This is a genomic window from Pseudomonas sp. NPDC086566 (genome assembly GCF_050280885.1).
Classification (GTDB): domain Bacteria; phylum Pseudomonadota; class Gammaproteobacteria; order Pseudomonadales; family Pseudomonadaceae; genus Aquipseudomonas; species Aquipseudomonas vlassakiae.
This window is the reverse complement of the sequence record NZ_JBNNWD010000005.1, coordinates 493486-514845: the sequence shown is the minus strand read 5'-3', so window position 1 is coordinate 514845 and position 21360 is coordinate 493486. Positions and strand designations below refer to the sequence as shown.

Genomic DNA, 21360 nt, shown 5'->3' with positions numbered 1-21360 from the left:
AAACTTCGAGAAGGATTGACCCATGGCAAGGCGTCTGGCAGCAGTACTGGCCATCACCGCGAGCCTTTTGCTCGGTGGTTGCGGTGCCGATTACGGCGTGGACCAAGATGGCAAGACGGTTAAGGCGGAGCAGATCGACGGGCACTGGGTGGTGCTCAATTACTGGGCCGAATGGTGTGGCCCGTGCCGTACCGAGGTACCTGAACTGAACCAGGCGGCCAAGCAGTGGGCTGCCGATGGCGTCAAGGTGGTCGGGGTGAACTTCGATGGCCTGCAAGGGCCTGAGCTGAAGCAGGCAGCCGAGGCCTTGGGCATCGGCTTCACCGTGCTGGCCCAGGACCCTGCCGAGCGTTATGACCTGCCACGCAGCGAGGCGCTGCCGGTGACCTACATCATCGATGACAAGGGCAAGGTGCGTGAACAACTGATGGGCGAGCAGACCCTGGAAGGGCTGCAGGCCAAGATCAAGGCCCTGAAAGGCGCCTGATGCAGGAGGGGCCGCCAAGCGGCCCCAACGTTTTCAGCCTTCTTCGGGCCAGAAGCGCAGGGGTTTGCCTTCTTCAGGCCAGAAGCGCAACTGCTCGATAGGCGACACATCCCAGCGCTGCACCGTCTCCAGTGCCTGCAGGAAGCGCTTTTCCTGCTCCATCAACGCCGGTGCACACAGTTTGCGGGTCTTGCCGACCTTGCCGAAGCTCAGGTGCTCACCGTCCAGCGTGTACGGCGCGAACCAGTGGTTGCAGCCGGCATTGCCGTAGGCGCGGCCATCGCTGGCCAGGGTCAGGGTCAGGTGGCTGTAGTCGATCAGCGGACGTTCGCCAATCCACTCCAGCACGTAGCTGCGTTCCTGCTGCAGCTTCGAAGGTTCGGCAGCACAGCCGAGCAGGCCGGTGGCAATCAGCACGCCGGTCAGCAGATTCTTCACTCGGCGCTCTCCTGGCAACGCGGGCACAGGTGCTTGTCGCCACGGCTGGCCCAGCCCAGCTCGGCAACACGGGCGCTGGCAGCCGGCTGACGGGCCGCCTTGCCGAGTTTGGCGTCGACGGCGAACTCGAAGTCCAGCACCGCGTCGCAGCTGTCGCATTCGACCTTCCAGATGAGGATTTCCAGCTCGTTGAACACCGGGCCGCTGGCCACGGCTACCCATTGGCCACGTGGATTGATCAGGTGGCGCACGCTCTCGACGGTCAGGCGCATGGCCAGGTCCTTGCTGCCCTTGAGGGTCACGATCAGGACGTCGCCTTTGTGCATCGAGCCACCGTTGCCGGTTACCTGATAGCGGCCCGGAACCAGGGCGCGGCACTCGATCAGGGTGTGTTGCGGGTTGAAAAGGGTATAGCGGAAATCGTGCTCGACCATGGGTCCTCCAGAAATGCCGCGTATCCTAGCATCAACCGCTGACCAGATTCTGCGGATTACCCGCCGCCCAGCGGATGATGTTGTCCAGGGTGGTGGCGGCGATCGCGTCCAGGGCCTCGCGGGTCAGGAATGCCTGATGCGCGGTGATGATCACGTTGGGGAAGGTCAGCAGCCGTGCCAGCACATCATCCTGCAGCGGCAGGTCGGAGCGGTCCTCGAAGAACAGCTGGGCTTCCTCTTCATAGACGTCCAGGCCCAGGTAGCCGAGCTGGCCGCTTTTCAGGGCGTCGATCAGTGCCGGTGTGTCGACCAGCGCGCCACGGCCGGTGTTGATCAGCATGGCGCCCGGCTGCAACTGGCTCACGCTTTGTGCATTGATCAGGTGCCGGGTGTGCTCGGTCAGCGGGCAATGCAGGCTGATGATCCGCGCCTCGCGCAGCAGGTCGGGCAAGGCCATGTAGCGCGCGCCAAGGGCCAGCAGTTCCGGGTTGGGGTAGGGGTCATAGGCCAGCAACTGGCAGCCGAAACCGGCCATGATGCGGGCGAAGGCGGTGCCGATCTGGCCAGTGCCGACTACGCCGACAGTCTTGCCATGCAGGTCGAAGCCGGTCAGCCCGTGCAGGGTGAAATCACCTTCGCGGGTGCGGTTGTAGGCCCGGTGCAGGCGGCGGTTGAGCGCCAGGATCAAGGCCACGGCATGCTCGGCCACTGCATGCGGCGAGTAGGCCGGCACACGCACCACTGCCAGGCCCAGGCGCTGCGCCGCCGCGAGGTCGACGTGGTTGTAGCCGGCCGAGCGCAGGGCGATCAGCCGCGTGCCACCTGCGGCCAGCCGCTGCAGCACCTGGGCGTCGAGCTCGTCGTTGATGAAGGCGCAGACCACCTCGTAGCCCTGGGCCAGCGGTGCGGTGTCGAGGGTCAGGCGGGTGGGCTGGAAGTGCAGGTTCAGGGCGCGGTCACGGGCGGGCTGGGTGAAGCTATCCTGGTCGTAGTGCTGGCTGCTGAACAACAGAACGCGCATGGTGGGGAGTCCTTTGTAGTGCATGTCTTGGGTTTTGTGGCGCCTGTGAGACCGAGCGCCGCCCGCGCGGCGCTCGGTCTCACAGGCGCCAAAAACATCCCGTCAAGCGCTCAGCCGCGCCTGCGCCGCCAACCGGTTGATCGCTGCATCCAGCTCATCCAGCGCCTGCTGGGCCTGCGGGCTGTCCTGCTTGAGCAAGGTCTCGCTGCGCTGGCAGGCCGCCCGCAACTGCGGCACACCGCAGTAACGCGAGGCACCGTTGAGCCGGTGCACCTGCTCGATCAGCGTAGCGCTGTCATCGGCCTCGCGAGCGGAGCGAATCGCCTGGCGGTCGGTTTCCAGCGACGCCAGCAGCATGGCCAGCATGTCGGCTGCCAGGTCTGGCTTGCCGGCAGCCAGGCGCAAGCCTTCGTCCGGGTCCAGCACGGGTAGCTCATGGCCGTCACCCAGTGGCTCGCTGGCATGCTCCAGTGGCGACGCGCCCAGGCTCAGCCCGGTCCATTTCATCACCACCTGGGCCAACTGCCGCTCGCTGATCGGCTTGGTCAGGTAATCGTCCATGCCGCTGTGCAACAGCGCGCGTTTCTCGTTGGCCATGGCATGCGCGGTCAGGGCGACGATCGGCAGCGGGTTGCCGCTCTGGGTCTTTTCCCACAGACGGATCTGCTCGGTGCAGGCGCGGCCGTCCATGCCGGGCATTTGCACGTCCATCAGCACCAGGTCGAAAGGCTCAGCCTGGACCGCCTGCACGGCGGCATGGCCGTTGTCGACCGCCAGCACTTCGGCGCCCAGGTCCTCGAGCAGCGTCTGTACCAGCAACAGGTTGGCGGCATTGTCGTCGACGCACAGAATCTTTGCCCGGCGCTGGCCGCTGCCGGGCAACCCCGGTTCGGCCTGCAGCCGTCGCGGTTGCACCAGTTCCAGCAACAGGCGGCGTAACTTGCGCGTGCAGGTCGGCTTGGACAGCAGTTGGCCATGGCCGTTGGGCAGGAAGGGGTGATACAGCGCCTGCTCGGTGGTCGGGCAGAGCACCACGCACTGGCAGTGCAGGCGCTCCAGTTGCTGGTTGTACTGGCCGAGCTGTTCCGGTGAAAGCGTACCGAGGTTGGCGCCAAGCACCGCGAACTCGAAGGGCATGCCAGCCTGGAAGCCGGCCTTCACGCCCTGCAGCAACTGGTCGTAGGAAGCGAACAGGCTGACGCTCAGGCCGCAATCCTCGAGCTGGTGCTCCAGGGCCTGGCGCGCCAGCTCATGGCCGTCGACGATGGCCACTCTGCGACCCAGCAGCGGTTGCAGCGGCTGCTCCTCGATGTCGTCGTGTGCCTTGGGCAGGCTCAGGCTGATCCAGAACTGCGAACCTTCGCCCGGCGTGCTGTCGACACCGATTTCGCCGCCCATCTGCTCGATCAGGCGCTTGGAAATCACCAGCCCCAGGCCGGTACCGCCGGGCTGGCGGGCCAGTGAGTTGTCGGCCTGGCTGAACGCCTGGAACAACGTACGCACATCCTGGGGTGACAGGCCGATGCCGGTGTCCTGCACGCTGATGCGCAGTTGGGCGCTGTCTTCGTGTTCGTCATCGAGCATCGCCCGGACGACAATGGTGCCTTCGCGGGTGAACTTGATCGCGTTGCTCACCAGATTGGTGAGGATCTGTTTCAGCCGCAAGGGGTCGCCGATCAGCGAAATCGGCGTATCGCGGTAGATCAGGCTGAGCAGTTCGAGCTGCTTGGCGTGAGCGGCGGGGGCGAGGATCGTCAAGGTGTCCTGGACCAGGTCGCGCAGGTTGAACGGGATGCTGTCGAGCACCAGCTTGCCCGCTTCGATCTTGGAGAAGTCGAGGATCTCGTTGATGATTCCCAGCAGGTTGTCTGCGGACTTCTCGATGGTGTTCAGGTAGTCCAGCTGCCGCGGGGTCATCTCGCTCTTCTGCAGCAGGTGGGTGAAGCCCAGGATGCCATTGAGCGGGGTGCGGATTTCGTGGCTCATGTTGGCCAGGAATTCCGATTTGATGCGGCTGGCCTCCAGGGCCTCCTTGCGCGCCATGTCCAGCTCGATGTTCTGGATCTCGATGGTTTCCAGGTTCTGGCGCACGTCCTCGGTCGCTTGGTCGATGCTGTGCTGCAGCTCTTCGTGGGCGCCGTGCAAGGTCTCGGCCATGCGGTTGATGCCGCGGGCCAGTTCGTCCAGCTCATGGCTGCCCATGGCCGGCAGGCGTTCGTCGAGGTGGCCGTCCTTGAGCAGGTTGACCGTCTGCTTGATGCGTGCGATCGGGTCATTGATGGTACGGCTCATGCGCATCGCCAGCAGGCCACTGAGGGCCAGGCAGGCGAGGATCAGCAGCACACTGGTGAACAGGTTGCGGTAGCCACGCAGCAGCGTGCCGTCGTGGGACAGCTCGATCTCGACCCAGCCGAGCAGGCGCTCGGCTTCGGCCGGTACGGCATCGGTGGCCAGATCACGGTGGTGCCCGAACACCGGCATCAGGTAACGGGTGGCGTCGTTGCCGGTGCGCTGCAGCAACTGCGTGCCGGTACCGCCGCTGGGCGCCTGGTTGATCATGCTCGGCCCGGCATGGGCCAGGCGGCTGCGGTCGGGGGCGAGGAAGGCCACGGCACGCACGTCGGCCTGCTCCAGGGTCTGCGCGGCGATGCGTTCCAGCTGGGCAGGTGCCTGCCGTGCCAGGGCCGGTGCGGCCAGCGGCGCCAGTTGCTCGGCGAGCATCTTGCCGCGCTGCAGCAGCTGGGTGCGCAACTGGTCTTGCTGCAGCCAGGTGAAATAGCTGCCCAGCACCAGTGCCATCAGGCTGGCTGGCAGCAATGCCAACAGCAGCACTCGGCTTCTGATTCCCAAACGATCGAGCACACTCGCCTCCTGTGATGTGCCTGGACGCCGTCGTCGCAACGACGGAACAAAGCGGAAAGTTACTCCGCTGGCAGCGCTAATGCACCCTCTGCATGTCATTTCGTTGCCTGAGCCAGGCATTGGTCGCCGGGCAGTTGCCTGGAGGCAGTGCATGCACAATAATCGCGCAACTGAGAATTGGTGGCAGTTGCTAATGAATCCTGTAACTAATTGCACCTCCCGCATCCTGGCGATCGAGGACGATCCGGTCCTGGGGGCGTACCTGCACGAAGAGCTGCAGCGTGGAGGTTTTCACGTCACCTGGTGCCGCAACGGCCTGGATGGCCTGGAGGCGGCCGACCGCCAAGCGTTCGACGTGGTGCTGCTGGACATCCTGCTGCCCGGCCTCAACGGCCTGGATGCCCTTGCCCGGCTGCGCCAGCGCAGCGCCACGCCGGTGATCCTGATGTCGGCACTGGGCGCCGAGGCCGACCGCATCAGCGGTTTCCAGCGCGGCGCCGACGACTACTTGCCCAAGCCCTTCAGCATCGCCGAACTGCAGGTGCGGATCGAGGCGATCCTGCGCCGGGTCGCTCTTGAGCGGCGTCATCAGCCGCAGCGGGAGGTTGCCGCAAGCGAGTTGTACTTCGACGAAAACCTGTGTGATGTCAGTCTCAATGGCCAGTACGCCGGCATGACGCCGAGCGAATACCGCCTGTTCGATATCCTTCATCGCAATGTCGATGAAGTGCTGAGCAAGCCCTTTCTTTATCAACAGGTTCTGCAGCGCGGCTACTCGCGGCACGACCGCAGTCTCGACATGCACATCAGCCAGATCCGCCGCAAGCTCAAGGCTATCGATTACCACGAGCGGCTGATACGCACCGTGTGGGGCAAGGGCTACGTGCTCAGCGCCGGCGAAGCGGAGTAAGCCATGCTCGATCGCCATTCGCTGTTCTGGAAGCTGGCCATCTTGCTGGTGGGCTTTTGCCTGTTGATGATCGGCCTCAGCTACACCTGGGGCCGCCATATGGAAACCCAGAATGCCTTTCTCGACCCGCCGGCGCGCCAGGTGTTGCGCGACTATGCCAACGACGCCGAAAGGGCCTGGCGCACCGGGGGACGCGAAGGGCTGGACCGCTGGGTGGCGGCGATGCACCAACGTGAACATGGCTGGATCGGTGTGCTGGACCTGAATCTGCGGCCACTGGACAGTGCCATTCTTGGCCCCGAGATCATGCAGCGGCTGACCCGCCTGCGTGGTGTCGACTGGCCAATGAGCCGGCGCAGCGTCGACCAACCCTGGTTGCGCATTCCGTTCCCCGGTGCGCCCCAGCAGGGCATGCTGGTGATCGAGCTGCCGCAACGTTTCAACCCTGGCCAGTACCGGGTGTTCTGGCAGGTCGTCACCAATGGCATCATCCCTGGCCTGTTCACCTTGCTGCTGTGTGTCGGCCTGTACCGCATGCTGATCGTCCCGCTCAACCAGTTGCGCGAGCAGGCCAATGCCTGGCGTGCCGACCAGCTTTCGGCACGCCTGGATTCACGTACCACGGCCCGCCACGACGAACTGGGTGAACTGGCCCGAGCCTTCGATCAGATGGCCGAGCGCCTGCAAGGTACTGTGGCGATGCAGCAGCAACTGCTGCGCGACCTGTCCCACGAAATGCGCACACCGCTGAGCCGCCTGCGCGTGGCCTGCGATGGCGAGACTGACTTCACGCGCCTGCGTGAGCGTCTGGGCCGTGAAGTCGACTGCATGCAGCAGTTGGTCGAGAACACGCTGCAGCTGGCCTGGCAGGAAGCCGAACGCGCGCCGATGAACCTTGAGCCGATCCAGGTCCAGGCACTTTGGGAGCTGCTGGCCGAGGACGCCAGCTACGAAAGCGGCTGGCCGCCCGAGCGGTTGCGCTGTGAACTGCCTGGCAATTGCTGGGTGCAAGGCAACCTCAACCACCTGGCCCAGGCCTTGGAGAACATGCTGCGCAATGCCATCCGCCATTCGCCGGAAGATGGCTTGGTACGGCTGGGCGGGCAGCGCGAAGGTGGCTACTGGCATCTGTGGCTGGAAGATCAAGGCGGCGGTGTGGCCGATGAAGATCTGGAACGCATCTTCGCGCCGTTTTCCCGGCTCGATGGTTCGCGGCCTGGCGATGGCGGGTTTGGTCTGGGGTTGAGCATTGCTCGTAGTGCCATCCAGCGCCAGGGCGGAATCCTATGGGCGGAAAATGGCAAGCAGGGGTTGCGGCTTTGTATGCGCTTGCCGATCCATTTGCCGGCTTCTTCGAGGGTTCACCCGCGAATGCATGCAGCTTATAGCTTGTAGCTATAGCAACCACAGATTGCGTGATATGGCCGGGAAAGGTTTGCCGGTATGATAGCCACCCCTGCGTCCGGATTGTGAAATACGCCATGACCTTGCAGTACCCAACCATCGCCGATTGCGTCGGCAATACGCCCCTGGTTCGCCTGCAGCGCATCGCTGGCGAAACCAGCAATACCCTGCTGCTCAAGCTCGAAGGTAACAATCCCGCCGGCTCGGTGAAAGACCGCCCGGCGCTGTCGATGATCACCCGCGCCGAACTGCGCGGCCAGATCAAGCCAGGCGACACCCTGATCGAAGCCACCTCCGGCAATACCGGCATCGCCCTGGCGATGGCGGCGGCGATCAAGGGCTACAAGATGATCCTGATCATGCCCGACAACTCCACCGCCGAACGCAAGGCAGCCATGACCGCCTATGGCGCCGAGCTGATCCTGGTGACCAAGGAGGAGGGCATGGAAGGCGCGCGCGACCTCGCCGAGAAGTTGCAGGCCGAAGGCCGCGGCCTGGTCCTCGACCAGTTCGCCAACGGCGATAACCCGATCGCCCACTACGCCAGCACCGGCCCGGAGATCTGGCAGCAGACCCAAGGCAGCATTACCCATTTCGTCAGCTCCATGGGTACCACCGGTACCATCATGGGCTGCTCGCAGTACCTCAAGGAACAGAACCCCAAGGTGCAGATCGTCGGCCTGCAGCCGATGGAAGGCTCGGCCATTCCGGGGATCCGCCGTTGGCCCGAGGAGTACCTGCCAAAGATTTTCGATGCCACCCGCGTCGACCGCGTGATGGACATGTCCCAGCAGGAGGCCGAGGACACCACTCGCCGCCTCGCGCGCGAAGAGGGCATTTTCTGCGGCGTCTCTTCCGGTGGCGCGGTGGCAGCCATGCTGCGCCTGTCCCGCGAAGTGGAAAAAGCCGTGATGGTCGCGATCATCTGTGACCGCGGCGACCGTTACCTGTCCACCGGCCTGTTCGACCCGAGCTAAATGTCCAAGAAAAAAAGCAACAGCGGCCTGCGCTTCCAGCCGGCCGGCGGCAACCGCACGCCCCAGGTCCCCGTGGGCAAGAAGCAGCGCCTGGACATCGAGCGCCTGGCCGGTGACGGCCGCGGCATCGCCTTCCTTGAAGGGCGTACCTGGTTCGTCAGCGGCGCCCTGGCCGGTGAAGCGGTCGAGGCACGGGTGCTCAATGCCCGTGGCAAGGTCGTCGAGGCGCGCCTGGAGCGCGTGCTGCAAGCCAGCCCCGAACGCCGCCAGGCGCCCTGCCGCCACTACCAGCGTTGCGGCGGTTGCAACCTGCAACACTTGCCTCACGATGCGCAGTTGGCGCTCAAGCAGCGCACCTTGGCCGAACAACTGCAACGGGTTGCCGGCGTGCAGCCCGAAGAATGGGCCGCGCCCCTGAGCGGGCCGGAATTCGGCTACCGGCGCCGGGCGCGGGTGGCAGTGCGCTGGGACGTGAAGGCCAGGCACCTGGATGTCGGTTTCCGCGCCGAGGCCAGCCAGGACATTGTTGCCATCGATGACTGCGCCGTGCTGGTACAGCCTTTGCAATCTATTCTTCGCCACTTGCCGACCGTGCTGCGCTCGCTGGGCAAGCCCCAGGCGATCGGCCATGTGGAGCTGTTCAGCGGTACCGCTGAAGCGGTCCTCGTGCGTCATGTGGCGCCGTTGCCTGCGGACGATCTGGCTCGCCTGCAGGCATTCTGCGGCGAGGCCAGGGCGCAGCTGTGGCTGCAGGGTGAAGGGGAGCCGGCACCCGTGGATGCCGAGGCGAAACTGGGCTTTGCCCTGGAGCCTTGGCAGCTGGAACTGGCCTGGCGCCCGGGCGATTTCGTCCAGGTCAACGCCCAGGTCAACACGGCGATGATCGAGCAGGCCCTGGCCTGGCTTGCTCCGCGAGCTGACGAGCGGGTACTGGACCTGTTCTGCGGCCTCGGCAACTTTGCCCTGCCGCTGGCGCGTCAGGCACGTGAAGTGGTGGCAGTTGAAGGTGTACAGGCCATGGTCGATCGGGCCGCGGCCAATGCCCGGAACAACGATGTGCATAACGCCGCGTTTTTTCAGGCCGATTTATCGCAGCCTTTGGCAGGCGCCGGATGGGCCGCCGAGGGCTTTTCTGCGGTACTCTTGGATCCACCGCGCGACGGTGCATACGAGGTGGTGCAAGACATCGCCCGCCTCAGCGCCAAGCGCTTGGTGTATGTATCGTGCAACCCGGCCACGCTGGCGCGAGACGCCCAGGTGCTGGTCGGCCAGGGGTACCGGTTAAAAAGGGCCGGGATTCTCGACATGTTTCCTCAGACGGCGCATGTCGAAGCCATGGCGTTATTCGAAGCGGGCTAGCGAGCTGGCCCCTTGGTGCGGCTTCCACGGAAGCGAAGCTGCACGGTGATAGCCAGTGCACCCGTGTGGTGCGCTGTATGGAAAGGTAAAACAAAGATGGTACAGGTGAGAGTGCACCAGCCGGTCAACACAGACGGCAGTATCAATCTCGAAGCATGGCTGGATCATGTGGTGAGCGTCGATTCGGCCCTGGATCGCGTGGCGCTGAAAGAAGCCTGCGAGTTCGCCCAGGAAATCGAAAAGAAGGGCAACCCGGCCAAGCATTCGTGGGCCGATGGTACTTCCAGTTACCAGGCCGGCCTGGAAATCGCTGAAATCCTCGCCGACCTCAAGCTCGACCAGGATTCGTTGGTCGCGGCGGTGATCTATCGCTCGGTACGTGAAGGCAAGGTGACCCTGGCCGAAGTCGGCCAGCGCTTTGGCCCGGTGGTGTCCAAACTGATCGACGGCGTGCTGCGCATGGCCGCCATCAGTGCCAGCCTCAGCCCGCGCCAGTCGCTGGTGCTGGGGTCGCAGGCGCAGGTCGAGAACCTGCGCAAGATGCTGGTGGCCATGGTCGACGACGTGCGCGTGGCGCTGATCAAGCTGGCCGAGCGTACCTGTGCGATCCGTGCGGTGAAGTCCGCCGATGACGAAAAACGCCTGCGCGTGGCGCGCGAGGTGTTCGACATCTATGCGCCACTGGCTCACCGCCTGGGTATCGGCCACATCAAGTGGGAGCTGGAAGACCTGTCCTTCCGCTACCTGGAGCCCGACCAGTACAAGCAGATCGCCAAGCTGTTGCATGAGCGTCGGCTGGACCGTGAGCGCTTCATCAGCGATGTGATGAACCAGCTGCAGAACGAGCTGTTGGCCACCGGGGTCAAGGCTGACATCAGCGGCCGGGCAAAACACATCTATTCGATCTGGCGCAAGATGCAGCGCAAGGGCCTGGAATTCAGCCAGATCTACGACGTGCGTGCGGTCCGCGTGCTGGTGCCGGAGGTGCGTGACTGCTATACCGCGCTGGGCATCGTGCACACCCTGTGGCGGCACATCCCGAAGGAATTCGACGACTACATCGCCAACCCCAAGGAAAACGGCTATCGCTCGCTGCACACGGCGGTGATCGGCCCCGAGGGCAAGGTGCTGGAAGTGCAGATCCGTACCCACGGCATGCACGAAGAAGCCGAACTCGGCGTCTGCGCCCACTGGCGCTACAAGGGCACCGACGTCAAGCCGAGCTCCAACCACTACGAAGAGAAGATTTCGTGGCTGCGCCAGGTACTCGAATGGCATGAAGAGCTGGGCGACATCGGTGGCCTGGCCGAGCAGTTGCGGGTCGATATCGAGCCTGACCGGGTATACGTGTTCACCCCGGACGGCCATGCCATCGACCTGCCCAAGGGCGCCACGCCGCTGGACTTCGCCTACCGGGTGCACACCGAGATCGGCCACAACTGCCGTGGCGCCAAGATCAACGGGCGCATCGTGCCGCTCAACTACAGCCTGCAGACCGGCGAGCAGGTGGAGATCATCACCAGCAAGCACGGCAACCCGAGCCGCGACTGGCTGAACTCCAACCTCGGCTACGTCACCACCTCGCGGGCGCGGGCCAAGATCGTCCACTGGTTCAAGCTGCAGGCGCGTGACCAGAACGTCGCTGCCGGCAAGACCTTGCTCGAACGCGAGCTCAGCCGCCTGGGCCTGCCGCAGGTGGACTTCGAACGCCTGGCCGAGAAAACCAACGTCAAGACCGCCGAAGACATGTTCGCCTCGCTGGGGGCCGGCGACCTGCGCCTGGCGCATCTGGTCAACGCCGCCCAGCAGTTGCTCGAGCCCGAGCGCATCGAGCAGATCGAGCTGGTGCCGCGCAAGCCCACCGGGCCGCGTACCGGCAAGCGTGGCGACATCCAGATCCAGGGTGTCGGCAACCTGCTCACGCAAATGGCCGGCTGCTGCCAGCCGTTGCCGGGCGACGCCATCGTTGGTTACATCACCCAGGGCCGCGGCGTCAGCATCCACCGCCAGGACTGCGCCTCGGCGCTGCAACTGGCCGGGCGCGAGCCGGAGCGGATGATCCAGGTAAGCTGGGGGCCGATCCCGGTGCAGACCTATCCGGTCGACATCGTCATCCGCGCCTATGACCGCCCAGGCTTGCTGCGCGACGTGTCGCAGGTACTGCTGAACGAAAAGATCAACGTGCTGGCGGTAAACACCCGCTCGAACAAGGAAGACAACACCGCACTGATGTCGCTGACCATCGAGATTCCCGGCCTGGATGCGCTGGGGCGCCTCCTGGGCAGGATTTCGCAGTTGCCGAACATCATCGAAACGCGGCGTAATCGTACCCCTTGAGACCGCGGCGCTGGTATCGCGGATGAATCCGCTCCTACAGGAATTGCGCAAGGCCTGTAGGAGCGGATTTATCCGCGATGCAGCCACCCCCGAAGGACCTGCTCAAATGACCTACACCCTCGAAGACCTGCTGCACCTCATGGCCCGCCTGCGCGACCCGCAGTACGGCTGCCCGTGGGACCTGAAGCAGAACTACGCGAGCATCGTGCAGCACACCATCGAAGAGGCCTACGAAGTCGCCGACGCCATCGAGCGTGGCGATTTCGAACACCTGCAGGGCGAGCTCGGCGACTTGTTGTTCCAGGTGGTGTACTACAGCCAGCTGGCGCGGGAAGAAGGGCGTTTCGAGTTCGATGGCGTGGTCGACAGCATCACCCGCAAGCTGATCCGTCGTCACCCGCACGTCTTCCCGACCGGCGAACTGTACGCGCCGCTGGACACCCCCAGCCTGAACGAGGCCCAGGTCAAGTCACGCTGGGAGGAGATCAAGGCCGAGGAGCGCGCCGAGAAAAGCACACCTGAACAACTGTCGCTGCTCGATGACGTACCAACTGCATTGCCGGCGCTGTCGCGGGCGGCCAAACTGCAGAAGCGCGCAGCCACCGTCGGTTTCGACTGGCCAGCGGCATTGCCGGTGCTGGACAAGGTGCGCGAGGAACTCGACGAAGTGCTGCAGGCCATGGCCGACAACGACGCCGATGCCCTCGAGGATGAAGTCGGCGACCTGCTGTTTGCCGCCGTTAACCTGGCCCGGCACCTCAAGCAAGACCCGGAAAACGCCCTGCGCCGCGCCAACCGCAAGTTCGAGCGGCGTTTCCGCTTTATCGAACAGGCATTGCGCGACAGCGGTCGGCCGATCGAACATTGTAACCTTGACGAGCTGGACGCCCTGTGGGGTGAAGCCAAACGTCAGGAAAAGAACCTGCCCAGCTGCGGCTGAGCTGTTGCATAAGTGAGTGAACATTCATGAGCCTTTCCCTTCGCGACCAATTGCTCAAAGCCGGTCTGGTCAACCAGAAACAGGTCTCACAGACCAACAAAGCTGAAAAGAAACAGAAGCGCATGGAGCACAAAGGCCAGGTCGAAGTCGACGACAGCCAGCAGCGCATGGCCAAGGAAGCCATGGCCGAAAAGGCCCGGCGCGACCAGGAGCTCAATCGCCAGCAACAGGAAAAGGCCGAGCAGAAGGCCCGCGTGGCGCAGATCAAGCAGTTGATCGAAGCCACCCGCCTGCCCAAGCTGACCACCGAGGACTACTACAACTTCGTCGACGACAAGAAGGTCAAGCGCATTGCCGTCAATGCCCTGATGCGCACCCGCCTGAGCAACGGTGCCCTGGCCATCGTGTCGCATGCCGGTGGCTATGAAGTGATCCCGCGCGAGGCGGCGGTGAAGATTCAGGAGCGCGACGCGAGCCGCATCCTGCTGCTCAATACCCATGTCGAGGAGGCGGACGAAGACGATCCGTACGCGGCCTACAAGATCCCGGATGATCTGATGTGGTGATATGAAAAACCCCGCCGCGGCGGGGTTTTTCTATTGGAAGACTGGGTCATTGCGTGGTGCGCTGGATTTCCAGTGCTTCGAGCTCTGCCCGATACTGGTGAGCTTCATGTTCCTGGTGGAACATGCCTACCAGCTGGCCTTGCTGGTGCACATCCCAGATCCGCACGCCAGCGGCCAGGCCTTCGTGGGACATTTTCGATTCGTCGCGTTCGGTTACTTGGACTGTCATCGGTAAACTCCACTGCTTGAGTTGGCTGCGACACTGTGTCGCACAACCCCTTTATAGAGTTTGTTAGCAGGCTAAGTAAATAAAACCGGCATGAAACAAGTTTCATGAAAGCCAGGCAAAAAGAAGCCCCGCACATGGCAGGGCTCCGGATACTGCGGGCTGTAGCGGATCAGTTACCCTTCACCGTCTTGCCATCGACCGTGCCATCCTGCAGCACGATCACGTACTCCTTGCCATCAGTCTCGACCTGGCGCAGTTGCACCAGCAGGTAATCCCAATCCTTGGCGAACCACAGCTCGGTGATGCGCTTGCTCTGGCTAGGGTCGCGCACGCGCTCGACCTTTACCGCCTCGACCTGGCCAGTCTTGGTGGTGACCTTCTCGGTGCCGAGGACGCGGAAGTCATAAGCGTCGATCTCGTCACCATCGACCACCTGGTAGGTCATGCTCTTCTTGCCGGCAGCCACATCGTGCTGCAGCGCCAGTTGATAGGACGACTTGTCCAGCACACCGCGGTTGAGCGGCAGGTTGATGGCGTCCTTGCGGTCGGTACCGGTGATTTTCTTGGCGTTCCAGTCGAAGGTCAGGTCGACGGTCTTGGCCTTGCCCAGGCCGCCGCGCTCGAAGTGGTACTTTTGCGGCAGCAGGGTGTCGTTGTCCAGGCGCAGGGTACTTTGCTCGGTCAGGCTGGCGATCATCATGGAGGCCTTGAAATCAAGGTTCCAGCTGCCGTCCTTGTTCTTGACCAGGCTACGCTCGGCGGTGCCGCTCATGGGCAGTTGCTTCCAGTCGGCGGTGTAGCTTGCCGAGAACGGCTTCAGGTCGGCTGCCTGAAGGGGCAGGGCGAGCACGGCGAGAGCCAATAGCAGGGCACGACGCATAAATTCTCCTAGGGTCGGATCAAGTGACCACTGGCCGGCAGCGGTTGGTCATCCAGTAAGGCACCCTGTTCACCCAGGCGCAAGCGCCCTTGGGCAAACCAGTGCACCGCCAGCGGGTAGATCTGGTGTTCCTGATGGTGAACCCTTTGGGCCAGGCTTTCCACTGTGTCATCAGACAGCACCGGTACTACAGCCTGTACGACCAGAGGCCCGCCATCGAGTTCCTCGGTGACGAAGTGTACGCTGCAGCCATGTTCGGCGTCGCCTGCCTCCAGTGCCCGACGGTGAGTATGCAGGCCCTTGTAGCGAGGCAGCAGCGACGGGTGGATGTTGAGCAGGCGACCCTGGTAGTGGCGCACGAAGCCGCCACTGAGGATGCGCATGAAGCCAGCCAGCACCACCAGGTCCGGGGTGAAGCCGTCGATGTGCGCCATCAGCGCGGCATCGAAGGCTTCGCGGCCGTCGAACTGGGTGTGGTCGAGCACAACGGTGTCGATACCGACTGCCTGGGCCCGCTGCAAGCCATAGGCATCGGCGCGGTTGGAGACCACCGCGGCGATGCGTACCTGGCTGTCCTGCGCGCGGCAGCTGTCGATCAAGGCTTGCAGGTTGCTGCCGGAACCCGACAGCAGTACCACTACATTGCAGGGCTTGCTCGGCATCAGTGTGCCTTGAGGTTCTGCAGTTCGACCTGGGCGGCGCCTTCGGCAGCCTCGGCGATATGGCCGATGACCCAAGGCTGCTCACCGGCGGCGCGCAGTTCGTTCAGGGCTGCGTCGACCTGATCCTGGGCCACGCAGATGACCATGCCGACGCCGCAGTTCAGGACGCGGTGCATTTCGTGCTCGTCGACGTTGCCTTTTTCCTGCAGGAAGTCGAACACCGCCGGGCGCTGCCAGCTGGCCACGTCAACCACGGCCTGGGCGTTCTTCGGCAGTACACGCGGGATGTTGTCGAGCAGGCCGCCACCGGTGATGTGGGCCATGGCCTTGACTGCGCCGGTGTTCTTGATCAGCTGCAGCAGTGGCTTGACGTAGATGCGGGTCGGGGCCATCAGCAGGTCGGTCAGCGGCTTGCCGTCGAGCTGGGTGTTCTCGATGTCGGTGCCGGACACTTCGAGGATCTTGCGGATCAGCGAGTAGCCGTTGGAGTGCGGGCCGGAGGACGGCAGGGCGATCAGCGCGTCGCCGGTGGCAACCTTGGAACCGTCGATGATCTCGGCCTTTTCCACCACGCCGACACAGAAACCTGCCAGGTCGTAGTCTTCGCCTTCGTACATGCCCGGCATTTCGGCGGTTTCGCCGCCGACCAGGGAGCAGCCAGCCAGTTCACAGCCGGCGCCGATGCCGGTGACCACGGTGGCGGCCACATCGACGTTCAGCTTGCCGGTGGCGTAGTAGTCAAGGAAGAACAGCGGCTCGGCGCCGCAGACCACCAGGTCGTTGACGCACATGGCGACCAGATCCTGGCCGATGCTGTCGTGCTTGTTCAGATTCAGTGCCAGGCGCAGCTTGGTGCCGACGCCGTCAGTGCCGGAGACCAGCACCGGCTGCTTGTAGCCGGCCGGGATCTCGCAGAGGGCGCCGAAGCCGCCCAGGCCACCCATGACTTCAGGGCGTGCGGTGCGTTTTGCCACGCCCTTGATGCGTTCGACCAGTGCTTCGCCGGCGTCGATGTCTACACCGGCGTCCTTGTAGCTCAGGGAGGGTTGCTTGCTCATTGATCCAGGCCTTTAAGAGGGAGGGATTCGTAGAAACGACCATAACGGCCAAGGCCGGCTGGGAAGCGGCGGCTGCCTGGAACGTCAGTGGTCTGTGAAGGCGCGCGATTTTATCAGGGTTGCCGGGCAGCGGCCATCCTCAGGCCGACGGGCAGGGCGGTAAATTGCTGAAAAAGGTGTGCGGGTGGTTGATAAGCCACCTTCTGTATAAGCTGCAAGCCACAAGCTTCAAGCGCAATCGGACAGGAATCCCCCATGCGACTCTTCAATCATCTGGCAGCAGGGTGCCTTGCACTGGCCTGCATCACTGCGCAGGCTGAAACCGTCTCCGGGCTCTATCAGGTGCGCGAGCCGCTCGCAGGGCAGGGCGCCGAAGCGCGTACCGCAGCCACTGCCACGGCCTTCGATACCTTGGTGCTGCGCCTTACCGGCGATCCCAAGGCGGTGCAGAGCCCGGCGCTGGCCGGGTTGCGCAAAGACCCGCAACAGATCATCAATCAGGTCGGTACCGAGGCCGGGCCGCCAGAATCGGTACTGGTCGAGTTCGACCCCGGCAGCACCGAACGTGCCTTGCGCAAGGCCGGGCTGGCGCTGTGGGGCAGCAACCGGCCATCCATACTCGGCTGGTGGCTCAACGACAGCGCCGAAGGCAGTAACCTGGTCGGCGACGGCCAGGCCAGCGCCCAGCCGCTGCGCCGGGCGGCCCAGCACCGTGGCCTGCCGCTGCGGCTGCCGCTGGCCGATCTGCAAGAGCAGCTGGTAGCCAATGCCCAGCAGCTCGAAGGCACTGATCCGGCACCCCTGCGACAAGCCTCCGAGCGCTATGGCGCCGATGCGATGTTGGCGGTGCATGCCCACGAGGCCGATGGCAAATGGCAAGGTAAATGGCAGCTGTGGCAGGGCGACCAGCGTGAGCAGGGCAATGTCGAGGGCGCTGACCAGGCGGCCCTGGCGGACGCTGTCATGCTGGCGGTCAGCAGCCGCCTGGCGCCGCGCTATGTGGTCAAGCCCGGCGCCAGCAGCCAGTTGCAGCTGCAGGTGCAAGGCATGAACCTGCAACGCTATGCCGAGCTGAGCCGTGTCCTGGAGCCCTATGGCCCGCGCCTGCAGCTGGCCGAAGGCGGCACCTTGACCTATGCGGTCAGCGGTAACCGTGAGCAGCTGCGTGCCCAACTGGGCCTGGCCAAATTGCAGGAGGTGCCGCCCGAGCAGGCGCCGCCGCCCCCGGCCACACCTGCGCCGACGCCGGGGGGCGCACCTGGCCAGCCAGGCACACCCGCACCCGTTGCCGCCAAGCCGTTCGACGGCCTGCGATTCCGTTGGTAAGGGGCGCTATCGATGACTGACGTGCGTCGCTGGATCGGTTGGGGTGCTGCGCTACTGATCGCCGTGCTTCTTTATAGCCTGCACAACATCCTCACACCGTTTCTGGTTGGCATCTTGCTGGCCTACCTGGCCGATCCGCTGGTCGACCGCCTGGAACGCGTGGGCCTGTCGCGTACCTGGGGGGTGGTGGTGGTGTTCGGCCTGTTCACCTTGCTGTTGATGGCCCTGCTGCTGGTGCTGGTGCCGCTGCTGGCCAAACAGCTGCTGCGCCTGTACGAGCTGGCGCCGCAGATGCTCGATTGGCTCGAACATGTGGCGCTGCCCTGGGTACAGGGCCGCCTGGGCCTGGCCGACGGGTTCTGGAAGTTCGACAAGATCAAGGCCGCCATCGGCGAGCACATGGGCCAGACCACCGATATCGTCGGTATGCTGCTGTCCCATGCCACCGCGTCGAGCCTGGCTCTGATTGCCTGGTTGGCGAACATGGTGCTGATCCCCGTTGTCGGCTTCTACCTCTTGCGCGACTGGGATTTGATGATGGCCAAGCTGCGCGGCCTGCTGCCGCGTCAGCGCGAGCCGCAGGTGGTCAGCCTGGCCGGTGAGTGCCATGAGGTACTGGGGGCGTTCGTTCGCGGGCAGTTGATGGTGATGCTCGCGCTTGGCGTCATCTACTCGGCCGGCCTGATGCTGGTCGGGCTGGAACTGGGCCTGCTGATCGGCATGCTCGCGGGGCTGGCGGCCATCGTGCCTTACATGGGCTTCATCATTGGCATCGGCGCAGCGTTGGTGGCCGGTGTGTTCCAGTTTGGCGGTGACCTGTATCCGATGCTTGGCATCGTCGCCGTGTTCATGGTCGGGCAGGCCCTCGAAGGCATGGTACTGACGCCGTTGCTGGTTGGTGATCGCATCGGCCTGCACCCGGTAGCGGTGATCTTCGCCATCCTTGCCGGTGGCGAACTGTTCGGTTTCACCGGCGTGTTGCTGGCGTTGCCAGTGGCGGCGGTGATCATGGTCCTGCTCCGCCATGTGCACGACTTGTACAAGGAATCGGACATGTACGCCGGCGATGTCGACCCGGATCTATGACCGCAGGCCTTGGTTGCGTCGCCCCAAAGTGGCGCAACTCGTTGATTTTGCTTGGGCAATCCGCCTGCATGATTGTGCGCCCTGCAATGCGGGTATAGACTTTGCACATTGTTCACCAAAGGCCCCCTGCGGTCCTGCCGACCGCCCGCGAGCATGAAACCACCGATCCAGTTGCCCCTGGGTGTGCGCCTGCGCGATGACGCCACCTTCATCAACTACTATCCGGGCGCCAATGCTGCGGCATTAGGCTATGTCGAGCGGCTGTGCGAAGCCGACGCCGGCTGGACCGAGAGCCTCATCTACCTGTGGGGCAAGCAGGGCGTTGGGCGCAGCCACCTGTTGCAGGCAGCCACCCATCGCTTCCAGCAACGCGGCGAACCGGCGGTATACCTGCCTCTGGCGCAATTGCTCGATCGCGGCGTGGAACTGCTCGATTACCTGGCCCAATATGAACTGGTGTGCATCGACGACCTGCATGTGATCGCCGGCAAGGCGGACTGGGAAGAAGCGATGTTCCACCTGTTCAACCGCCTGCGCGACAGCGGCCGCCGCCTGCTGCTGGCGGCCTCGGCCTCGCCCCGTGAACTGCCGATCAAGCTGCCTGACCTCAAGTCCCGCCTGACCCTCGCGCTGGTCTTCCAGATGCGTGGCCTGTCCGATGAAGACAAACTGCGCGCCTTGCAATTGCGCGCCTCGCGCCGTGGTCTGCACCTGACCGACGAAGTCGGCCATTTCATCCTCACGCGCGGTGCGCGCAGCATGAGCGCGCTGTTCGACCTGCTCGAACGTCTCGACCAGGCCTCACTGCAGGCCCAGCGCAAGCTGACCATCCCCTTCCTGAAGGAAACCCTCGGCTGGTAAAGCCCGTAAACACAGGGCTCCGAGGCGCAAAACGAAAAAGTCACATCTTTTTCGATAAAATTTGCAAATGGCCATGATAGAGGGCATAGTTTCACCCTTCTAAAGGATTACAGACACGGTCGTGCCCATGCTCAAGCGCTTCGCACCCCTCGTGCCACTCGCACTCGTGACCCTGTTGTTTGGCTGCGCGGCCCACGGCCCGGCTTCCCAGCCCCAGGATCACACCCCGGTTGCCTCGCAATCGGTCAACAAGGCCAAGGCTTCGCCTTCGTCCGTTTTCGGCGAAGAAGAGCAGGCCACTGAAGATGACCTGGAGGCCTTCTCCAGCAGCAAGCCCTATCAGCTCCCGGTGCTGGCCGACAGCATCCTCGAGCGCGGCATGTCGCTGATCGGCACCCGCTACCGCTTCGGCGGTACCTCGGAAGCCTCCGGTTTCGACTGCAGCGGTTTCATCGGCTACCTGTTCCGCGAAGAGGCCGGCATGAACCTGCCGCGCTCGACCCGCGAAATGATCAACGTCGATGCGCCCAAGGTGGCTCGCAACAAGCTCAAGCCAGGCGACCTGCTGTTCTTCAGCACCAATGGCCGTGGCCGTGTCAGCCATGCCGGCATCTACCTGGGTGACAACCAGTTCATCCACTCCAGCAGCCGCCGCAGCGGTGGTGTGCGCATCGACAGCCTCGGTGATCGCTACTGGAGCAAGACCTTCATCGAAGCCAAGCGTGCCTTGGCCATGGCGCCGACCACCAATATCGCGCGCAACTGATGTCAAAATGATATATCCTGCCACGGCGGCGTAGCTGAAAAGCTCGCCGCCGTGCGCATTTACAGAAAGCGTCTAATCTAATTTCTCAACTCTTTTCGGCTGCGGCCGTTCGGTTTCAGACAGGAAGTTCTGGCCATGGCGATGATGGCGCGCTTCGCACTCCTTTCCCTGGTGGCATTGCTTGCCGCCTGCTCCAGCCGTGCCCCTGTACCGGCCCCTGTGGTGCAGCCACAGATTACCTACAGCCAGCCTGAAGGCTCGCCGCTCGCCGACGACGTGTTGATGCGTGCGATCGGCCTGGTTGGCACGCCGTATCGCTGGGGTGGCAACACCCCGGACTCCGGCTTCGATTGCAGCGGTCTCATCAAATACGTGTACCGCGACGCTGCAGGCATCAGTCTGCCGCGCTCGACCCGCGAGATGATCGTCATGCGCGCGCCGACCGTGGATATCAATTCACTGCAGTCGGGTGACCTGGTGTTCTTCGCTACTGGCGGCGGTTCACAGGTCAGCCATGCGGGCATCTATGTCGGGGAAGGTCGCTTCGTCCATGCCCCCCGCACGGGCGGTACGGTGCGACTGGATTACCTGTCCAACAGCTATTGGGCCAAGGCCTACCTGCAGGCCAAGCGTGTGATCCCCCAGGGCAGCCTGGCGCAGAATCCCTGAAACGCTGATTGCTTGCCTGGCCTGCGCAATGCGGGCTGAGCGGCTGCATTCTTCTACCACTTCGCCCGTGCCTGAACGAGCAACGATG

At 63.8% G+C, this 21360-nt stretch carries 21 protein-coding genes; 13 read left to right on the top strand and 8 right to left on the bottom strand.

The window, feature by feature from the left end:
- Window positions 1-22: 22 nt before the first annotated feature.
- Entirely contained in the window at window positions 23-487 is a 465-nt protein-coding gene (locus ACQKPS_RS14765; RefSeq protein WP_254481104.1) for a TlpA disulfide reductase family protein, read from the top strand.
- Window positions 488-520: 33 nt separating this feature from the next.
- Here the strand turns inward: ACQKPS_RS14765 and ACQKPS_RS14760 are convergent, their stop codons facing one another.
- From ACQKPS_RS14760 to ACQKPS_RS14745, 4 genes are all read right to left on the bottom strand, one after another.
- Complete coding sequence (locus tag ACQKPS_RS14760; protein WP_054885566.1) at window positions 521-925, bottom strand: META domain-containing protein; 405 nt, start codon at window positions 923-925, stop codon at window positions 521-523.
- Window positions 922-1359: a hypothetical protein gene (locus tag ACQKPS_RS14755; RefSeq protein ID WP_254481103.1), complete on the bottom strand. Its 438-nt coding sequence runs from the start codon at window positions 1357-1359 to the stop codon at window positions 922-924. Before ACQKPS_RS14755 ends, ACQKPS_RS14760 begins: the two co-directional genes overlap by 4 nt.
- 31 nt (window positions 1360-1390) lie before the next feature.
- Window positions 1391-2380, bottom strand: coding sequence for a 2-hydroxyacid dehydrogenase (locus tag ACQKPS_RS14750; RefSeq protein WP_427604608.1), 990 nt, complete (start codon window positions 2378-2380; stop codon window positions 1391-1393).
- A 102-nt stretch (window positions 2381-2482) separates the two neighbouring features.
- Window positions 2483-5242, bottom strand: coding sequence for a response regulator (locus ACQKPS_RS14745; protein WP_254481101.1), 2760 nt, complete (start codon window positions 5240-5242; stop codon window positions 2483-2485).
- A 193-nt stretch (window positions 5243-5435) separates the two neighbouring features.
- Here ACQKPS_RS14745 and ACQKPS_RS14740 point away from each other — a divergent pair, with 193 nt between their 5' ends.
- The 7 genes from ACQKPS_RS14740 to ACQKPS_RS14710 all read left to right on the top strand — a co-directional run bounded on the left by ACQKPS_RS14740 (window position 5436) and on the right by ACQKPS_RS14710 (window position 13735).
- Window positions 5436-6152: a response regulator transcription factor gene (locus ACQKPS_RS14740; RefSeq protein ID WP_427604605.1), complete on the top strand. Its 717-nt coding sequence runs from the start codon at window positions 5436-5438 to the stop codon at window positions 6150-6152.
- Between the two features lie 3 nt (window positions 6153-6155).
- On the top strand, window positions 6156-7547 hold the full coding sequence (locus ACQKPS_RS14735) for a histidine kinase sensor domain-containing protein (RefSeq protein ID WP_427604603.1): 1392 nt from the start codon (window positions 6156-6158) through the stop codon (window positions 7545-7547).
- A gap of 86 nt (window positions 7548-7633) precedes the next feature.
- Entirely contained in the window at window positions 7634-8533 is a 900-nt protein-coding gene (gene cysM, locus ACQKPS_RS14730) for a cysteine synthase CysM (RefSeq protein WP_427604602.1), read from the top strand.
- Window positions 8534-9892, top strand: a complete 1359-nt coding sequence (gene rlmD, locus ACQKPS_RS14725) for a 23S rRNA (uracil(1939)-C(5))-methyltransferase RlmD (RefSeq protein ID WP_254481097.1) — start codon at window positions 8534-8536, stop codon at window positions 9890-9892.
- A gap of 96 nt (window positions 9893-9988) precedes the next feature.
- The gene (relA, locus tag ACQKPS_RS14720; protein WP_054885558.1) at window positions 9989-12229 is read left to right on the top strand and encodes a GTP diphosphokinase; all 2241 of its coding nucleotides are present in this window, start codon (window positions 9989-9991) and stop codon (window positions 12227-12229) included.
- A 106-nt stretch (window positions 12230-12335) separates the two neighbouring features.
- Window positions 12336-13169 carry a nucleoside triphosphate pyrophosphohydrolase gene (gene mazG, locus ACQKPS_RS14715; protein ID WP_427604599.1) on the top strand — a complete coding sequence of 278 codons (834 nt, stop codon included), beginning with the start codon at window positions 12336-12338 and terminating at the stop codon, window positions 13167-13169.
- A 26-nt stretch (window positions 13170-13195) separates the two neighbouring features.
- Window positions 13196-13735, top strand: a complete 540-nt coding sequence (locus ACQKPS_RS14710) for a DUF2058 domain-containing protein (protein WP_054885556.1) — start codon at window positions 13196-13198, stop codon at window positions 13733-13735.
- A gap of 46 nt (window positions 13736-13781) precedes the next feature.
- Here the strand turns inward: ACQKPS_RS14710 and ACQKPS_RS14705 are convergent, their stop codons facing one another.
- The 4 genes from ACQKPS_RS14705 to purM form a co-directional block, all read right to left on the bottom strand.
- A complete protein-coding gene (locus ACQKPS_RS14705; RefSeq protein ID WP_427604597.1) occupies window positions 13782-13964 on the bottom strand; it encodes a hypothetical protein in 183 nt (60 codons plus the stop codon).
- Window positions 13965-14133: 169 nt separating this feature from the next.
- Window positions 14134-14844 carry a DUF3108 domain-containing protein gene (locus ACQKPS_RS14700; protein ID WP_176509897.1) on the bottom strand — a complete coding sequence of 237 codons (711 nt, stop codon included), beginning with the start codon at window positions 14842-14844 and terminating at the stop codon, window positions 14134-14136.
- 8 nt (window positions 14845-14852) lie between these two features.
- Window positions 14853-15506 carry a phosphoribosylglycinamide formyltransferase gene (gene purN / locus ACQKPS_RS14695; protein WP_254481094.1) on the bottom strand — a complete coding sequence of 218 codons (654 nt, stop codon included), beginning with the start codon at window positions 15504-15506 and terminating at the stop codon, window positions 14853-14855.
- Window positions 15506-16564 carry a phosphoribosylformylglycinamidine cyclo-ligase gene (purM, locus tag ACQKPS_RS14690; RefSeq protein WP_254481093.1) on the bottom strand — a complete coding sequence of 353 codons (1059 nt, stop codon included), beginning with the start codon at window positions 16562-16564 and terminating at the stop codon, window positions 15506-15508. The genes purN and purM overlap by 1 nt, the downstream gene beginning before the upstream one ends.
- Before the next feature lie 255 nt (window positions 16565-16819).
- Between purM and ACQKPS_RS14685 the strand changes: the two genes are divergently transcribed.
- From ACQKPS_RS14685 to ACQKPS_RS14665, 5 genes are all read left to right on the top strand, one after another.
- A complete protein-coding gene (locus tag ACQKPS_RS14685) occupies window positions 16820-17890 on the top strand; it encodes a DUF2066 domain-containing protein (protein WP_254481092.1) in 1071 nt (356 codons plus the stop codon).
- A 12-nt stretch (window positions 17891-17902) separates the two neighbouring features.
- Window positions 17903-18976, top strand: a complete 1074-nt coding sequence (locus ACQKPS_RS14680) for an AI-2E family transporter (protein WP_254481091.1) — start codon at window positions 17903-17905, stop codon at window positions 18974-18976.
- Between the two features lie 153 nt (window positions 18977-19129).
- Window positions 19130-19837 (top strand): DnaA regulatory inactivator Hda, encoded by a 708-nt coding sequence (gene hda, locus ACQKPS_RS14675; protein WP_003252443.1) that lies wholly within the window; start codon window positions 19130-19132, stop codon window positions 19835-19837.
- A gap of 127 nt (window positions 19838-19964) precedes the next feature.
- Window positions 19965-20603 carry a C40 family peptidase gene (locus ACQKPS_RS14670; protein WP_313202701.1) on the top strand — a complete coding sequence of 213 codons (639 nt, stop codon included), beginning with the start codon at window positions 19965-19967 and terminating at the stop codon, window positions 20601-20603.
- A 135-nt stretch (window positions 20604-20738) separates the two neighbouring features.
- Window positions 20739-21272, top strand: a complete 534-nt coding sequence (locus ACQKPS_RS14665) for a C40 family peptidase (RefSeq protein ID WP_254481089.1) — start codon at window positions 20739-20741, stop codon at window positions 21270-21272.
- Window positions 21273-21360: the final 88 nt, after the last annotated feature.

What these genes read in the sequence shown, in the direction of transcription:
- ACQKPS_RS14710 (WP_054885556.1), top strand. Translation starts at nt 13,196, where the DNA reads ATGAGCCTTTCCCTTCGCGACCAATTGCTCAAAGCCGGTCTGGTCAAC.
- ACQKPS_RS14670 (WP_313202701.1), top strand. Translation starts at nt 19,965, where the DNA reads ATGCTCAAGCGCTTCGCACCCCTCGTGCCACTCGCACTCGTGACCCTG.
- ACQKPS_RS14685 (WP_254481092.1), top strand. Translation starts at nt 16,820, where the DNA reads ATGCGACTCTTCAATCATCTGGCAGCAGGGTGCCTTGCACTGGCCTGC.
- ACQKPS_RS14740 (WP_427604605.1), top strand. Translation starts at nt 5,436, where the DNA reads ATGAATCCTGTAACTAATTGCACCTCCCGCATCCTGGCGATCGAGGAC.
- mazG (WP_427604599.1), top strand. Translation starts at nt 12,336, where the DNA reads ATGACCTACACCCTCGAAGACCTGCTGCACCTCATGGCCCGCCTGCGC.
- rlmD (WP_254481097.1), top strand. Translation starts at nt 8,534, where the DNA reads ATGTCCAAGAAAAAAAGCAACAGCGGCCTGCGCTTCCAGCCGGCCGGC.
- ACQKPS_RS14750 (WP_427604608.1), bottom strand. Translation starts at nt 2,380, where the DNA reads ATGCGCGTTCTGTTGTTCAGCAGCCAGCACTACGACCAGGATAGCTTC.
- purM (WP_254481093.1), bottom strand. Translation starts at nt 16,564, where the DNA reads ATGAGCAAGCAACCCTCCCTGAGCTACAAGGACGCCGGTGTAGACATC.
- ACQKPS_RS14735 (WP_427604603.1), top strand. Translation starts at nt 6,156, where the DNA reads ATGCTCGATCGCCATTCGCTGTTCTGGAAGCTGGCCATCTTGCTGGTG.
- ACQKPS_RS14680 (WP_254481091.1), top strand. Translation starts at nt 17,903, where the DNA reads ATGACTGACGTGCGTCGCTGGATCGGTTGGGGTGCTGCGCTACTGATC.
- ACQKPS_RS14765 (WP_254481104.1), top strand. Translation starts at nt 23, where the DNA reads ATGGCAAGGCGTCTGGCAGCAGTACTGGCCATCACCGCGAGCCTTTTG.
- ACQKPS_RS14705 (WP_427604597.1), bottom strand. Translation starts at nt 13,964, where the DNA reads ATGACAGTCCAAGTAACCGAACGCGACGAATCGAAAATGTCCCACGAA.
- hda (WP_003252443.1), top strand. Translation starts at nt 19,130, where the DNA reads ATGAAACCACCGATCCAGTTGCCCCTGGGTGTGCGCCTGCGCGATGAC.
- ACQKPS_RS14755 (WP_254481103.1), bottom strand. Translation starts at nt 1,359, where the DNA reads ATGGTCGAGCACGATTTCCGCTATACCCTTTTCAACCCGCAACACACC.
- ACQKPS_RS14700 (WP_176509897.1), bottom strand. Translation starts at nt 14,844, where the DNA reads ATGCGTCGTGCCCTGCTATTGGCTCTCGCCGTGCTCGCCCTGCCCCTT.
- relA (WP_054885558.1), top strand. Translation starts at nt 9,989, where the DNA reads ATGGTACAGGTGAGAGTGCACCAGCCGGTCAACACAGACGGCAGTATC.
- ACQKPS_RS14665 (WP_254481089.1), top strand. Translation starts at nt 20,739, where the DNA reads ATGGCGATGATGGCGCGCTTCGCACTCCTTTCCCTGGTGGCATTGCTT.
- cysM (WP_427604602.1), top strand. Translation starts at nt 7,634, where the DNA reads ATGACCTTGCAGTACCCAACCATCGCCGATTGCGTCGGCAATACGCCC.
- purN (WP_254481094.1), bottom strand. Translation starts at nt 15,506, where the DNA reads ATGCCGAGCAAGCCCTGCAATGTAGTGGTACTGCTGTCGGGTTCCGGC.